Genomic DNA, 13,737 nt, shown 5'->3' with positions numbered 1-13,737 from the left:
GAGTCACAGCGAACCGAGCCGCCCATGCACGACATCCGCGCCATCCGCGAGAACCCGCACGCCTTCGACGAGGCCCTGCGCCGTCGCGGCCTCGGCGCGCTCTCGGACGAGCTGATCGCCCTCGACGACGCGCGCAAATCCGCGACCTCGGCGGCGCAGGCGAATCAGGAGCGGCGCAACGCTCTCGCCAAGGAGATCGGCGGCGCCAAGAAGGCGAAGGACGAGGCGCGGGCCGCCGAGCTCATGGCGGAAGTCGCGCGCCTGAAGGAGGAGGGGCCTGCCCTGGAGGCGGCCCAGGCGGAAGCCGGCAAGGTCCTCGACGACCGCCTCGCCGCGATCCCGAACCGCCCCAACCCGGACGTGCCGGACGGCGCCGACGAGCACGGCAATGTCGAGCACCGCGCCTTCTCTGCGAGCCGCACCAGGCTCGCCACCGGCCGCCAGCATTTCGAGCTCGGCGAGGCCTTCGGCCTGATGGATTTCGAGGCGGCCTCGCGCATGTCCGGCGCCCGCTTCGTGGTGCTGAAGGGCCAGCTGGCGCGTCTGGAGCGGGCGCTCGGCCAGTTCATGCTCGACCTGCATACGGGCGAGCACGGCTACACCGAAGTGGCGCCGCCGATCCTGGTGCGCGACGAGGCGATGTTCGGCACGGCGCAGCTGCCGAAGTTCCGCGACGACCAGTTCCGGGCCGGTGAGGAGCACTGGCTCATCCCCACGGCGGAAGTCCCCCTCACCAACCTCGTGCGCGAGAGCATCCTCTCCGAGGACGAGCTTCCCTTACGCTTCACCGCGCTGACCCCGTGCTTCCGGGCCGAGGCCGGCTCGGCCGGGCGCGATACGCGCGGCATGCTGCGCCAGCACCAGTTCAACAAGGTCGAGCTCGTCTCGATCACCACGCCAGAGCAATCGGCGAACGAGCACGAGCGCATGCTCGGTTCGGCGGAAGCCGTGCTGAAGAAGCTCGACCTGACCTACCGGGTGATGACGCTCTGCACCGGCGACATGGGCTTCGCCAGCCAGAAGACCTACGACATCGAGGTCTGGATGCCGGGGCAGGAGACCTTCCGCGAGATCTCGTCCTGCTCGGTCTGCGGCGACTTCCAGGCGCGGCGGATGAACGCGCGCTACCGTCCCAAGGAGGGCAAGGGCGCACAATTCGTGCATACGCTCAACGGATCCGGCGTCGCCGTGGGCCGTGCCCTCATCGCCGTGATGGAAAATTACCAGAACCCGGACGGCAGCGTCACCATCCCGTCGGTTCTCAAGCCCTACATGGGCGGCATCGAGAAGATCGAAGGGCTGAAGAGCTGATGCGCATCCTGGTCACCAACGACGACGGCATCCACGCGCCGGGGCTCGAGACCCTGGAGGGCATCGCCCGGACCCTGTCCGACGACGTCTGGGTCGTGGCCCCCGAGAGCGACCAGTCCGGCGTCTCGCACTCGCTGTCGCTCAACGATCCCCTGCGCCTGCGCCAGATCTCCGAGAAGCGCTTCGCGGTGAAGGGCACGCCCTCCGATTGCGTGATCATGGGCGTGCGCCACATCCTCAAGGACCATGGGCCGGACCTCGTCCTGTCCGGCGTCAACCGGGGCCAGAACGTCGCCGAGGACGTGACCTATTCGGGCACGATCGCGGCGGCGATGGAGGGGACCATCCTCAACGTGCGCTCCATCGCCATGAGCCAGGCCTATGGCGCGGGCGGGCGCGGGGCGATCAAGTGGTCCTGCGCCGCCCATCACGGGCCGGGCGTGGTCCGGAAGATCCTGGAGATCGGGATCGAGCCCGGCATCGTCGTCAACGTCAACTTCCCCGATTGCGAGCCCGAGGAGGTCGCCGGCACCTCGGTGGCCGCGCAGGGCATGCGCAACCAGGCGCTGCTCGCCATCGACGCGCGCCAGGACGGGCGCGGCAACCCGTATTTCTGGCTTGCCTTCGCCAAGGCCCGGTTCGAGCCGGGCCACGGCACCGACCTGAAGGCCATCGCCGAGAACCGCATCTCGGTGACGCCCCTGCGCCTCGACCTCACCGACGAGCCGAGCCTGACCCGCTTCGCGCAGGCCTTCGCCGAGTGAGACGCTCCGGTCTTCGCGCAGCGCAGGCGCGACCGCGCGTCGGCGCCGATGCGCCGGATTGCGGACGTTCCGGCAACCGGAACGTCCGCACACAGCCATGACGCGCAGCTCGTGACGATGGAGGGCTCGGTCGAGGATGCCGCCTTCGTCATGGCCCTGCGCGGCCTCGGCGTGCGCGATACCGATACGCTGCGCGCCATGGAACGGGTGCCGCGCGCCCGCTTCGCGCCGCGTGAGCATCGGGAGCTCGCCCGGCGCGACATCGCCCTGCCGCTGCCCTGCGGCCAGACCATGTCGGCGCCGACGACGGTGGCGGCCATGCTCACCGCGCTGAAGGTGAAGCCCAGAGCCCGCATCCTCGAGATCGGCACCGGCTCAGGCTATGTCACCACCCTGCTGATCCGACTCGGCGCCGCCGCGATCCTGAGCGTCGAGCGCTACGCGACGCTGGCCGAGGACGCCGTCGCCGCCCTCGACCCCGAAGACCGGGTGATCGCCTGCGTGGAGATGGGCGACGGGCTCGATCCCGCCTTGGCCGGGGAGGGCGCCTTCGACCGCATCCTCGTCAACGGGACCCTGCCCGCTTTGCCGGACCATCTCGTCGCCGCCCTGGCGCCCGGCGGCCGTCTCGTCGGCGCCCTCGGTCACGGAACCGACAGCCGCCTCGCCGTGGTCGACCGGGATCGCGACGGGCGGATCAGCGAGGCGGTCGGCGATCGCTCGAGGCTGGCGCCTCTCACCCCGGGCAGGGCCACGATTCTCTGACATGTCCGTGTCCGCCGAGGATGCGACGGGCCAACCCGTTGTTCGGCCATGATGTTATCGCCGGTCGAGGCATTTCGAGCCGTCGGCGACCGAGAGCGCCCCGATCCCGGAAAGTTCCGTCAGCACCGAAAACGTGGTGAACGGGAACGGTTGTTTAACCTGAATCCCGTTTGAATGACGTCATCAAGTTGCGTCAGGCTAACAGGTGCGTCGATGCGGGTTCGCGGGACTGGTCTAGGGTTGAGGACGCTGTCGCGTTTCGCGCTCATCGGTGTGATCGGCGGCGGTGCGGCCGGTTGTTCATCCGATGCGTCGCGTCTGGGGGACCCCTTCGGGAACCCCTTCGCGTCCAACATTTCGAGTGAGCCGAACGCCACGGGCAGCCTGCCCGACGAGGGCGGGCTGGCGCCGGCACCGGTGGTGCGGACGTCGCGGATTCAGTCGCAGTCGCTCGGTGCGCCGATGTCGCCGCGTCCGCTGGCGGCCGCTCCGCCGATGGCCACCGGCCGCGTCGCCTCCACCGAGCCGGGCTCCGGCATGGTCTCGGGCATGAACCCCTCGGGCATGAATCCCGATGCCGGCCGCGGCATGGCCGCCCCGGCGGTGACGCCGCGTGCGGTGCCCGTGGCACCCCAGCCGCGCCTCCCGTTCAATGCCGGCGCCAAGGCTGCCGAGTCCAGGGCTGCGGAATCCAGGGCGGCAGAGGCCAAGGCCATGGAAGCCAAGGCCCGTGCCGAGGCTGCCCGCACCGAAGCCGCCCGTCAGGAAGCAGTCCGTCACGAAGCCGCCCGCAAGGATGGCGAGGCCAGGAAGCTCGCCGAGGCCAGGAAGCTGGTCGAGGCGAACAAGCTGGTCGACGCCAAGAAGCTCGCGGACGCCAAGAAGATCGCGGAGGCCAAGAAGGCCGCCGAGGTGAAGAAAGTCGCCGAGGTGAAGAAGCCCGTCGAGGTCGCCAAGGTCGAAGCGCCGAAGGTCGATCCCGCCAAGGCGAAGGCCGAGGCCGCCCGCAAGTCCGCCGAATCCGAGGCCAAGCTCGCCAAGGCCGAAGCCGCCAAGGACGCCGCGAAGAAGGCCGCCGAAGCCAAGCTCGCCGAAGCCGCGGCCGCGAAAGCCAAGGCCGCTCCGGTCAAGGTCGCATCCCTGGCGCCGCCCGAGAAGGTCGAGCCCGCCAGCACCGGCTCCGTCGCTCCCCCGGCTCCCGCCGAGGCCGACCAGTCGTTCCGCTGGCCCGCCAAGGGCCGGGTGATCTCGGGCTACGGCACCAGCGGCAACGAGGGCATCAACATCGCGGTGCCCGAGGGCACCGCCGTCAAGGCCGCCGAAGACGGCACGGTCGCCTATGCCGGTTCGGACGTGAAGGGCTACGGCAAGCTCGTCCTCGTCCGCCACACCAACGGCTACGTCTCGGCCTACGCCCATAACGGCGAACTCGACGTCCGCCCCGGCGAGAAGGTCAAGCGCGGCCAGACCATCGCCAAGTCCGGCGCTTCGGGCAACGTGACCTCGCCCCAGCTCCACTTCGAGATCCGCAAGGGCGCGACCCCGGTCGACCCGATGCCGCACCTCGCCAGCAACTGAGCGATTTCAAAGACTCCGACGAAAACGGCGGCTCTCACGAGCCGCCGTTTTCGTTCGTGGCCGGGGCCGATCCGCCGGATCGTGGCGAACGGTTCTTCAATCGAGCCGCTGCCCGAGCCGTCCCGCCAGGTCCTGGATGAACTGGAACGCGGTGCGGCCCGAGCGCGAGCCGCGGGTGGTGGCCCATTCCAGGGCCTCGGCCCGCACCGTCTCGGGATCGGCCTGCAGGCCGTGGCGCTCGACATAGGCGCGGATCATGGCGAGGTACTCGTCCTGGCTGCATTTGTGGAAGCCGAGCCAGAGGCCGAACCGGTCGGAGAGCGAGACCTTCTCCTCCACCGCCTCGCCGGGGTTGATCGCGGTGGAGCGCTCGTTCTCCACCATCTCGCGGGCGAGCAGGTGGCGCCGGTTCGAGGTGGCGTAGAACAGTACGTTCTCCGGCCGTCCCTCGATGCCGCCGTCGAGCGCGGTCTTCAGGGACTTGTACGAGGTGTCGTCGCCGTCGAAGGACAGGTCGTCGCAGAACACGATCCAGCGGTGCGGGTCGGCCCGCAGGGTGGCCATCAGGTCGGGCAGGGCCTCGATGTCCTCGCGGTGGATCTCCACCAGCTTCATCGGCGGCGCGGTCTCCGCCCGCTCCGCGTTGATGCGAGCATGGACCGCCTTCACCAGCGACGACTTGCCCATGCCCCGCGCCCCCCAGAGCAGGGCGTTGTTGGCCGGCAGCCCCCTGGCGAAGCGCGTGGTGTTGTCGACGAGGATATCGCGGGCCCGGTCGATGCCGGTGAGGAGGTCGATCTCCACCCGGTTGACCTTCGGCACCGGGATCAGGCGGCGATCCGCGCCCCAGAGGAAGGCGTCGGCCGCCTTCAGGTCCACGGCGGGCCTCGCGGCCGGCGCGGAACGCTCCAGTGCGGCGGCGATCCGTTCGAGGACGGGGAGGATCGCGTCGAGCATCTCCCGGTCGGCAGGTTGGGTCGCGGTCATGGTGTCACGATGCTCCTCGGATACGCGGCTGCGTGCGTCCATAAGGACATCGGGACCGAAAATCACGGGTGCGGCATCGGGCGCCCGAGCGCCGACCCGCGCCCGGTTCAGACGCGCCGTTGCTTTCACCTAGTGCATGGCTATAGTCCGCGCGCTTTTAGACCGGTCTCGACGCGCCCTCATCCGCCTGTGCGCGACCGACCAGGACCGGTTCAGCCCAAGGAGTCATCCGCTTGATTACCCCCGCCTTCGCGCAAGGGGCCACCTCGGCCGCTGGCGGAGCGGACATCGCCTTGCAGGTGGTGCCGTTCGTCCTCATCTTCGTCATCATGTACTTCCTGATCCTCCGCCCGCAGCAGCGCCGCGTGAAGGAGCATCAGGCCCTCGTGAAGAACGTGCGCCGGGACGACACCATCGTCACCACCGGCGGGCTCGTCGGGCGCGTCACCAAGGTGACCGACGAATCTCCCGAGATCGAGGTCGAGATCGCCCCGAACGTGCGGGTGCGGATCGTCCGGACGATGGTCTCGGAAGTGCGCGTCAAGGGCGGGCCGGTCAAGGCGGCGTGAGGCGAGGTGCCGTGAGGCGTGGCGTGGCCAGCATGGGCCGCGCACGCTCTCATGGCATGAGGCTCCGCTTGAAGATGCCGATGCAAACATCGGCATCATAAGAAGAAACGGGACGGGCGGATGCTGCGCTTTTCGAGAACCAAGATCATCGCGACGCTGGCCGTCATTCTCATCGGCCTGAGCCTCGCCGTGCCGAGCTTCTTCTCGGCCGATCAGCGCAAGGGCTTCATGGCGTCGCTGCCGGGCTGGTTCCCGAGCTGGATCGTGCCTCAACGCGCCATCGTGCTGGGCCTCGACCTGCAGGGCGGCTCGCAGATCCTCCTCGAAATCGACCAGGCCGACCTGATCCGCTCGCAGACGACGGCCCTGCGCGACGACGTGCGGCGCTCGCTGCGCGAGGCCGGAGTCACCCCCGAGGGCGGCATCCAGGTGATCCCGCGCGGCGTCCAGGTCCGCATCCCCGATCCGGCCGCCCGCGCCAAGGCCCTGCCCAAGCTGCGCGAACTGTCCCAGCCGGTCTCCAACGCCCTGGTCAGTCAGGCAGGCGGCCAGACCCTGAACCTGTCCGAGACGCCCGAGGGCCTCATCCAGCTGACGCTGACCGATGCCGGCCTCACCGACCGCACCCGCCGGGCCGTGACCCAGGCGATCGAGGTCATCCGCCGCCGCATCGATTTCGGCGGCACCAAGGAGCCCTCGATCCAGCAGCAGGGCGCCGACCGCGTGCTGGTGCAGGTGCCGGGCCTGCAGGATCCGCAGCTTCTCGAGGAGCAGCTCGGCAAGACCGCCAAACTCGAGTTCCGCATGCTCGCCGATTCGCCGTCCGGCGACGTCGACATGCTCCCCTCCAAGGACGAGGGCGGCGCCAAGGTGCCGGTCGAGCGCCGTATCATGGCCGATGGCGGCGACCTCACCGACGCCCAGCCGGCCTTCGACCAGCAGAGCCACGAGCCGATGGTGAGCTTCAAGTTCAACCTGAAGGGCGCCCAGCGCTTCGGTCAGGCGACCTCGGAGAATGTCGGCCGCCGCATGGCCATCGTCCTCGACAACGAAGTGGTCTCGGCGCCCCGCATCAACACGCCGATCACCGGCGGCTCGGGCCAGATCACCGGCAACTTCACCGTCAAGCAGGCCAACGACCTCTCGGTCCTGCTGCGCGCCGGTGCATTGCCCGCCAAGCTCACCGTGGTCGAGCGCCGCGTCGTCGGCCCCGGCCTCGGCCGCGACTCGATCAAGGCCGGCCAGAATGCCACCATGGTGGCGGGCGCCCTCGTCATCATCTTCATGTTCGCCACCTACGGCGTGTTCGGCTTCTTCGCCAACATCGCCCTCATCGTCCATGTCGGCCTCATCCTCGGCCTGATGTCGGTGCTGGAGGCGACCATGACCCTGCCCGGCATCGCCGGCATCGTGCTCACCATCGGCACGGCGGTGGATTCGAACGTGCTGATCTACGAGCGCGTGCGCGAGGAGGTGAGGGCGGGCCGCTCCATCGTCTCGGCCCTGCAGGCCGGCTTCGACAAGGCCTTCGCCACCATCATCGATTCGAACTCGACCATGGCCATCGCCGCCATCATTCTGTTCTTCCTCGGCTCCGGCCCGGTGAAGGGCTTCGCGGTGGTGTTCATCCTCGGCATCCTCACCACCGTCATCACGGCGGTGACGCTGACCCGCATGATGATCGCGCTGTGGTACACCTACGCGCGGCCCAAGGCCCTGCCGTTCTGAGATTGCCGTCAACCCGTATTCCGACTCCAGGAAGAGGACGCCCCGCTTCTCGAATGATCCGACCGACCGGCCCTGCGCCGCGTCCTCACGGGCTCGCCTCCGGCGCCCGGGAACGACGCGGCGGGCGAAGCCGATACGATCTTGTCGAAACCGGGTATCGTCCACGAAAGACCGAGACCGATCATGCGTCTGCTCCGCCTCTGGCCCGATGAGTCGCACGTCGACTTCATGCGCTTCCGGCGCTTCACCTTCCCGCTCTCGGCGCTGCTGTCGGTGGGGACGGTGATCCTGTTCCTGACGGTCGGCCTCAATTTCGGCATCGACTTCAAGGGCGGCACCCTGGTCGAACTCCAGGCCAAATCCGGCACCGCCGATGTCGGCTCCGTGCGCCACACCGCCAACGGCTTCGGCTTCGGCGAGACCGAGGTGCAGGAGCTCGGCGGCTCGGGCCAGATCCTGGTGCGCTTCCCGCTCCAGCCCGGCGAGCAGGGCCAGACCGCGGTCATGCAGAAGGCGCACGGCGCCTTCGATTCCGAGTACGAGTTCCGCCGCACCGAGACGGTGGGTCCGCGCGTCTCCGGCGAGCTCGTCCAGTCCGGCACGATCGGCGTCGTGCTCTCTGTGCTCGCCGTGCTGTTCTACCTCTGGTTCCGCTTCGAGCGCGAACTGGCGCTGGGCGCCATCGTCGGCACCCTGCACGACATCGTGCTCACCATCGGCATCTTCGTGATCAGCCGGATCGAGTTCAACATGACCTCGATCGCCGCGATCCTCACCATCGTCGGCTACTCGCTGAACGAGACCGTGGTGGTGTTCGACCGGACCCGCGAATTGATGCGGCGCTACAAGACGATTCCCACGGTGGAACTCCTCAACCTGTCGATCAACTCCACCATGTCGCGCACGGTGATGACGGCGACCTCCGCCTTCCTCTCGCTGCTCGCCCTGGTGCTGTTCGGCGGCGAGGCGATCCAGGGCTTCGCGGTGGTGATGCTCGCGGGCGTGGTGATCTGTACCTATTCGGCGATCTTCGTCTCGACCCCGGTGCTGATCTATCTCGGCCTGATGCTGTCGGGCGTGAAGGCGCAGGCCCGTCCCACCGGCGGCCGCGTGCCCCAGGCGGCGGAGTAGACATGGCGGTGGGCAGCCTGCACGACGGGTTCGTTCCGGGGCGCCATCTCATCGACGCCTACGGCAATGGCGGCTTCCGCTTCGCCGACATGTCGCATCGCGGCTCGGTCCTGGTGACGCCGGGCGGCATCAGGGCCTGGGACGTCACCGAGGCGAAGGCCATCGACCGCAACGCCCTGCGCCCCATCGTGGCCGAGGCGGGGGCGGTCGAACTGCTCCTCATCGGCACCGGTCTCGACATCGCGCCGTTTCCCGACACCCTGCGGCGCTGGCTCAAGGAGAACGGCATCGGCCTCGACGTGATGCAGACGGGGGCCGCGGCGCGGACCTACAACATCCTGATGGCGGAGAACCGCAAGGTCGCCGCCGCGCTGATCGCGGTCGCGTGACGAAGACCGAAACCAGTCCCACCACGGCGGAGCCCCTGGCCTTCGCCTTCGCGCATTGCGAGGCCCTGGTGCGGGAGGGCGATCCGGACCGCTATTTCGCGACCCTGTTCGCGCCGGCCGCGTTCCGACCGCATCTCTTCGCGCTCAGCGCCTTCAGCCTCACCATCGCCCGCGTGCGCGATGCCGCCACCAACCCGATGGCCGGCGAGATCCGCCTGCAATGGTGGCGCGATGCGCTCCAGGGGGAGGCGAGGGGGGACGTGAAGGCCAATCCCGTCGCCGCCGCTCTCGACGACGCCATCGTCAAGCGCCGGCTCGGGCGCCAGCCCTTCGTCGATCTCGTCGATGCCCGCGTCTTCGACCTCTATGACGATCCGATGCCGCGGATCAACGATCTCGAAGGCTATTGCGGCGAGACCGCCTCCTCCCTGATCCGCCTCGGCGGCCTCGTCCTCGCGGACGGCGCCGAGCCCGGCGGCGCGGCGGCGGCGGGCCATGCGGGCGTCGCCTACGGGGTCGCCGGCCTCCTGCGGGCGTTGCCCTGGCATGCTCGCAACGGACAGGTCTACCTGCCCGCCGACATCCTCAAGGATCACGGCGTCACCCGCGAGGACATCGTCACCGGGCGCGGCGGCCCCGGTCTCCTCGGGGCGACGGCCGATCTGCGGGCTCTCGCCCGCCGGCATCTCAAGGCCTTCGAGGAGGCGCGCGCGACCGTCGCTCCCGCAGCCCTGCCCGCCTTTCTCCCCACCGCCCTGGTGGAGCCGAGCCTCGCGCGGATGGAGCGGCCGGGCTACGACCCCCTCAACACCCACATCGCGCTGCCGCGCTGGCGCCGGTTGTGGTGGCTCTGGCGCGGGTCGCGGAAGGGCTGAGCGCGTCGCGACGCATCCATTCTCCGCCAACGAAGCAACGCCTCCCGATCGCCCGGATCGGGAGGCGTTGTCGTTTCAGCGCGCCTTCTTCGTCAGCTTCTTGGCGATCTCGAACATCTCTTCCGGCGCGTAATCTGGCGTAAAGGCCGAGGGGACGCCGGTGAGCTGGTGGATCTTGCCGCCTTCCGGCATGCCTTCCACGACGCTGAGCTCACCCGGCGGGTCGCCCGGAAGCGCCACCTCGCCATTGCCCCAGATGCCGGCCATCTCGGTATAGTCGCCGGGGCTGAACGTGTAGAGCCGGCGATGCGAGCCCTCCTGCAGGTACTTCTGACATTCGGGGATCTTGTCGAGGTTGATGTTCGGCGTCGGCAGGAACTTCTCGATCTCGACACCGGTGATCTTCTTCAGCGCCAGGGCATAGGCGTGAGCGTGGACCGAGCCGCGCACCAGCAGGTAGCCGCAGACCTCGCGGCCCGTCGGGTCGGTCAGCGTCTCGTAGACCCGGAGCTTGTGCAGCCGGGCGCCGCATTCGAGATGGAAATTGTGGAGCAGGTCGACGACGACGTTGCCCGTCGTGGTGATGAAATCGTTGTTCCAGGACGCGCCGTTGCTGCTGACCGGGGTCACGCCGCCGCCATTCGACAGGAACGCGGCCGCGAGGCGGATGTCCTTCATGTCCTCGAACGGCGCCTTGGAGATGTCGCCGCCATCCGTCTTGTCGCCGTCATTGTCCGGACCGTTGTTCAGCATCGCGACGCCGTTGCTGACGAGCTCGACATGGCCCAGTTCCTCGGCCGTGATGGCGGCAACTAGGCTATAGAATGGCTTCAGTTTGGACTTGCTGCGGAAGTTGAAGCTCTGGAACATGTAGTTCCCCAGCGTCGACATCTCACCATACTTTCCACCCAACAGTTCTTGCAGGGCAGCGGCCGCGTTGGGATCTTTCCTTTTCGGTGCAGGAAGCTCGGCTTGCAGCTTGTCGACGCGCATAAACATAGGTTTATCTCCGTATCTCCGACCTGACGACTATGATCGGCAACGGGCGCCCGACCCTCATGTTCCGAAGCTTCGACAGGTCGTTCGGGCCGTTCCGCCGGCGTTTCGCAGCGTCGCCGCCGCGCGGGGGGAGGAAACCGAAGCACGGGCGCAACATAATCTGAATACAAGATTCTTCGCGTTGAGCCGGCTCCACTGCTCTGCTAGCAACGATGTCAAGGCCCCGGCGTGAGATCGGGTCCACCGAGGAGCACGACGCCCGTGAATACGTGGAATCAGGTCTACGATCCCTTTGGGAGCCCTTGGCTCTCGACGCTCGCGGCGTCCCTGCCGGTCATCGCGCTGCTCGGCATGATCGCCAGCGGCAAGGTCCAGGCGCATATCGCGGCCGTCCTGTCCCTGGTCCTCGCCTTCTGCGTCGCCGTCTTCCTGTTCGGCATGCCGGCGGATCTCGCCACCCGCGCCTCCGGCTACGGTATCGCGCTCGGCCTGTTCCCCATCGGCTGGATCATCCTCAACGTCATCTTCCTCTACCGCCTGACGGTGGAGAAGGGCTGGTTCGCCACCCTGCAGCAATCGGTGGCCGGCATCACCACCGACCGGCGGCTCCAGCTGCTGCTGGTCGCCTTCGCCTTCGGCGCGTTCTTCGAGGGCGCGGGCGGCTTCGGCACCCCGGTGGCCGTCACCGGCGCCATCCTGATCGGCCTCGGCTTCTCGCCGCTCGCCGCATCGGGCCTCTCGCTCATCGCCAACACCGCCCCGGTGGCCTACGGTGCCCTCGGCGCCCCCATCGCCGGCCTCGCCTCGGTGACCGGCTACGACCCCTACATCCTCGGCGCGATGATCGGCCGCCAGCTGCCGTTCTTCTCGGTGCTGGTGCCGTTCTGGCTGATCTGCGTGTTCGCGGGCTTCCGCGGCATGCTGCAGATCTGGCCGGCGATCCTCGTCTGCGGCGGCTCCTTCGCCCTCGCCCAGTTCGGCATCTCGAACTACGTCAACCCGTGGATCGTCGATATCGGCGCCGCCCTGGTCTCCATGGGGGCCCTGGTGCTGTTCCTGCGCTTCTGGCGCCCGGCCGTGATCTGGACCTCGCCGGCCCTGCGCGGCAACGATCCCTCCATCGGTTACGTCACCGCCACGGGCGGCGCCAAGCTGGCTCCCACGGGCGCCGATGCCCGCACCGCCTCCTCCTCCGAGATCCTGATGGCCTGGGTCCCGTGGATCATCCTCTCGGTGATCGTGGCGATCTGGGGCACGAAGTTCTTCAAGGACATCGTCGATCCGATCTTCATCTGGAACTACCCGGTGCCGGGCCTGCACAACATGATCATGAAGGTGCCGCCGGTGGTGGCGACAGCCCATCCAGAAGCGGCCGTCTTCAAGTTCGCCTACATGTCCTATACCGGCACCGGCGTGCTGTTCGCGGCTATCCTGTCCGGCCTGCTCATGCGCTTCTCGCCCTGGCGCCTGGTGACGGCCTATCTCGAGACGATCTGGGTGCTGCGCTACTCGCTCATCACCATCTCGGCGATGCTCGCTCTCGGCGTGCTCACCCGCTACGCCGGCGTCGATGCCACCCTGGGTCTGGCCTTCGCCGGAACCGGCATCCTCTACCCGTTCTTCGGCACCCTGCTCGGCTGGCTCGGCGTCGCCCTGACCGGCTCCGACACCGCCTCGAACGTGCTCTTCGGCGGATTGCAGAAGATCACCTCGGAGCAGCTCGGCTTGTCGGGCATCCTGATGGCCTCGGCGAACTCGTCGGGCGGCGTCATGGGCAAGATGATCGACGCCCAGTCGATCGTCGTCGCCTCCACCGCCACCGGCTATTTCGGCCAGGAGAGCAAGATCCTGCGCTTCGTGTTCTGGCACTCGATCGTGCTGGCCTGCCTCGTCGGCTGCCTGGTGATGCTCCAGGCCTACGTCTACCCGTTCAACGCGATGGTCATCCATCCGTAGGATCGGCCGACCGGACCACCGAGCGACCGACCCGTCCCGGCCATGCCGGGGCGGGTTTCATTTTTGTCGCGCTCCTCGACCGAACGTCCTCTCCGCAAACGACGCGTCTTGCCCTCGGCGCGGCGCTGCCCCACCTCGAAGGCCATGTTCTTTCGCACGCTCGCCTCGCGCTACTCCCTGTCGAACCTGCCCGCGCATGCGACGCCCCGCCTGCGGCTCGCGCCGCTGGTCCAGGCGGATGCGGAGGCGGTCCAGGCGCTGACCGCCGATCCGGCCATCACCGGCGTGGTGGATTTCCTGCCCGAGCCCTTCACCCTCGACCATGCCCGCCGTCTCATTGGCCGGCGCAAGCCGCGGAAGGATTGCTTCCTCGGCGCCAAGGCCGACGGGGTTCTCGTGGCGGTGATCGGCCTCCACCTGCGCGGAGAGCACGCGGTCGAGATCGGCTACTGGGTCGGCGGCGCCGCCCGCGGCCGGGGCTACGGCACCGAGGCGGTGAGCGGCGCCGTCGCGATCCTGCGCAAGCGCTTCCCCCACCGCTTCATCGTCGCCGAGTGCCGGCCCGAGAACACGGCCTCGCGCGGGCTCCTCATCAAGGCCGGCTTTCGCGACACCGGCGACGAGGGCCACCGGCCCGGCCGGAGGATCTTTTCGCTCGATCCGGCCTGAACGAAGGGCGCGGCGA

Annotated in this window: 13 protein-coding genes; 11 read left to right on the top strand and 2 right to left on the bottom strand. The window is 68.5% G+C overall.

What is annotated here, in order from left to right; all coding sequences use genetic code 11:
• The first annotated feature begins 24 nt into the window (after positions 1-24).
• From serS to A3OK_RS0105270, 4 genes are all read left to right on the top strand, one after another.
• Positions 25-1,311, top strand: coding sequence for a serine--tRNA ligase (serS, locus tag A3OK_RS0105285; RefSeq protein WP_019903895.1), 1,287 nt, complete (start codon positions 25-27; stop codon positions 1,309-1,311).
• Complete coding sequence (gene surE / locus A3OK_RS0105280) at positions 1,311-2,075, top strand: 5'/3'-nucleotidase SurE (RefSeq protein ID WP_019903894.1); 765 nt, start codon at positions 1,311-1,313, stop codon at positions 2,073-2,075. Before serS ends, surE begins: the two co-directional genes overlap by 1 nt.
• Before the next feature lie 117 nt (positions 2,076-2,192).
• On the top strand, positions 2,193-2,840 hold the full coding sequence (locus tag A3OK_RS0105275) for a hypothetical protein (protein ID WP_019903893.1): 648 nt from the start codon (positions 2,193-2,195) through the stop codon (positions 2,838-2,840).
• A gap of 213 nt (positions 2,841-3,053) precedes the next feature.
• Complete coding sequence (locus A3OK_RS0105270; RefSeq protein WP_026596962.1) at positions 3,054-4,418, top strand: M23 family metallopeptidase; 1,365 nt, start codon at positions 3,054-3,056, stop codon at positions 4,416-4,418.
• A 96-nt stretch (positions 4,419-4,514) separates the two neighbouring features.
• Here A3OK_RS0105270 and A3OK_RS0105265 read toward each other — a convergent pair whose 3' ends face one another.
• A complete protein-coding gene (locus A3OK_RS0105265; protein ID WP_155911955.1) occupies positions 4,515-5,405 on the bottom strand; it encodes an ATP-binding protein in 891 nt (296 codons plus the stop codon).
• 233 nt (positions 5,406-5,638) lie between these two features.
• Here A3OK_RS0105265 and yajC point away from each other — a divergent pair, with 233 nt between their 5' ends.
• The 5 genes from yajC to A3OK_RS0105240 all read left to right on the top strand — a co-directional run bounded on the left by yajC (position 5,639) and on the right by A3OK_RS0105240 (position 10,097).
• Positions 5,639-5,974 (top strand): preprotein translocase subunit YajC, encoded by a 336-nt coding sequence (gene yajC, locus A3OK_RS0105260; protein WP_019903890.1) that lies wholly within the window; start codon positions 5,639-5,641, stop codon positions 5,972-5,974.
• A 120-nt stretch (positions 5,975-6,094) separates the two neighbouring features.
• Positions 6,095-7,702 carry a protein translocase subunit SecD gene (gene secD, locus A3OK_RS0105255; RefSeq protein ID WP_019903889.1) on the top strand — a complete coding sequence of 536 codons (1,608 nt, stop codon included), beginning with the start codon at positions 6,095-6,097 and terminating at the stop codon, positions 7,700-7,702.
• A 183-nt stretch (positions 7,703-7,885) separates the two neighbouring features.
• Entirely contained in the window at positions 7,886-8,833 is a 948-nt protein-coding gene (secF, locus tag A3OK_RS0105250; protein WP_019903888.1) for a protein translocase subunit SecF, read from the top strand.
• Between the two features lie 2 nt (positions 8,834-8,835).
• The gene (locus tag A3OK_RS0105245) at positions 8,836-9,222 is read left to right on the top strand and encodes an MTH938/NDUFAF3 family protein (protein ID WP_019903887.1); all 387 of its coding nucleotides are present in this window, start codon (positions 8,836-8,838) and stop codon (positions 9,220-9,222) included.
• The gene (locus A3OK_RS0105240; protein WP_019903886.1) at positions 9,219-10,097 is read left to right on the top strand and encodes a phytoene/squalene synthase family protein; all 879 of its coding nucleotides are present in this window, start codon (positions 9,219-9,221) and stop codon (positions 10,095-10,097) included. Before A3OK_RS0105245 ends, A3OK_RS0105240 begins: the two co-directional genes overlap by 4 nt.
• 75 nt (positions 10,098-10,172) lie before the next feature.
• Here A3OK_RS0105240 and A3OK_RS0105235 read toward each other — a convergent pair whose 3' ends face one another.
• Positions 10,173-11,096: a manganese catalase family protein gene (locus A3OK_RS0105235; RefSeq protein WP_026596960.1), complete on the bottom strand. Its 924-nt coding sequence runs from the start codon at positions 11,094-11,096 to the stop codon at positions 10,173-10,175.
• A 261-nt stretch (positions 11,097-11,357) separates the two neighbouring features.
• Between A3OK_RS0105235 and A3OK_RS0105230 the strand changes: the two genes are divergently transcribed.
• Together A3OK_RS0105230 and A3OK_RS0105225 are read left to right on the top strand one after the other, a co-directional pair.
• Positions 11,358-13,052: an L-lactate permease gene (locus A3OK_RS0105230; RefSeq protein WP_019903884.1), complete on the top strand. Its 1,695-nt coding sequence runs from the start codon at positions 11,358-11,360 to the stop codon at positions 13,050-13,052.
• A 144-nt stretch (positions 13,053-13,196) separates the two neighbouring features.
• Positions 13,197-13,721: a GNAT family N-acetyltransferase gene (locus tag A3OK_RS0105225; RefSeq protein ID WP_019903883.1), complete on the top strand. Its 525-nt coding sequence runs from the start codon at positions 13,197-13,199 to the stop codon at positions 13,719-13,721.
• The last annotated feature ends 16 nt before the right edge of the window (positions 13,722-13,737 follow it).

The sequence above is a fragment of the Methylobacterium sp. 77 genome, from assembly GCF_000372825.1.
GTDB lineage: Bacteria > Pseudomonadota > Alphaproteobacteria > Rhizobiales > Beijerinckiaceae > Methylobacterium.
This window is presented reverse-complemented; position numbering and strand designations above follow the sequence as displayed.

What these genes read in the sequence shown, in the direction of transcription:
- serS (WP_019903895.1), top strand. Translation starts at nt 25, where the DNA reads ATGCACGACATCCGCGCCATCCGCGAGAACCCGCACGCCTTCGACGAG.
- surE (WP_019903894.1), top strand. Translation starts at nt 1,311, where the DNA reads ATGCGCATCCTGGTCACCAACGACGACGGCATCCACGCGCCGGGGCTC.
- A3OK_RS0105275 (WP_019903893.1), top strand. Translation starts at nt 2,193, where the DNA reads ATGGAGGGCTCGGTCGAGGATGCCGCCTTCGTCATGGCCCTGCGCGGC.
- A3OK_RS0105270 (WP_026596962.1), top strand. Translation starts at nt 3,054, where the DNA reads ATGCGGGTTCGCGGGACTGGTCTAGGGTTGAGGACGCTGTCGCGTTTC.
- A3OK_RS0105265 (WP_155911955.1), bottom strand. Translation starts at nt 5,405, where the DNA reads ATGACCGCGACCCAACCTGCCGACCGGGAGATGCTCGACGCGATCCTC.
- secD (WP_019903889.1), top strand. Translation starts at nt 6,095, where the DNA reads ATGCTGCGCTTTTCGAGAACCAAGATCATCGCGACGCTGGCCGTCATT.
- secF (WP_019903888.1), top strand. Translation starts at nt 7,886, where the DNA reads ATGCGTCTGCTCCGCCTCTGGCCCGATGAGTCGCACGTCGACTTCATG.
- A3OK_RS0105245 (WP_019903887.1), top strand. Translation starts at nt 8,836, where the DNA reads ATGGCGGTGGGCAGCCTGCACGACGGGTTCGTTCCGGGGCGCCATCTC.
- A3OK_RS0105235 (WP_026596960.1), bottom strand. Translation starts at nt 11,096, where the DNA reads ATGTTTATGCGCGTCGACAAGCTGCAAGCCGAGCTTCCTGCACCGAAA.
- A3OK_RS0105225 (WP_019903883.1), top strand. Translation starts at nt 13,197, where the DNA reads ATGTTCTTTCGCACGCTCGCCTCGCGCTACTCCCTGTCGAACCTGCCC.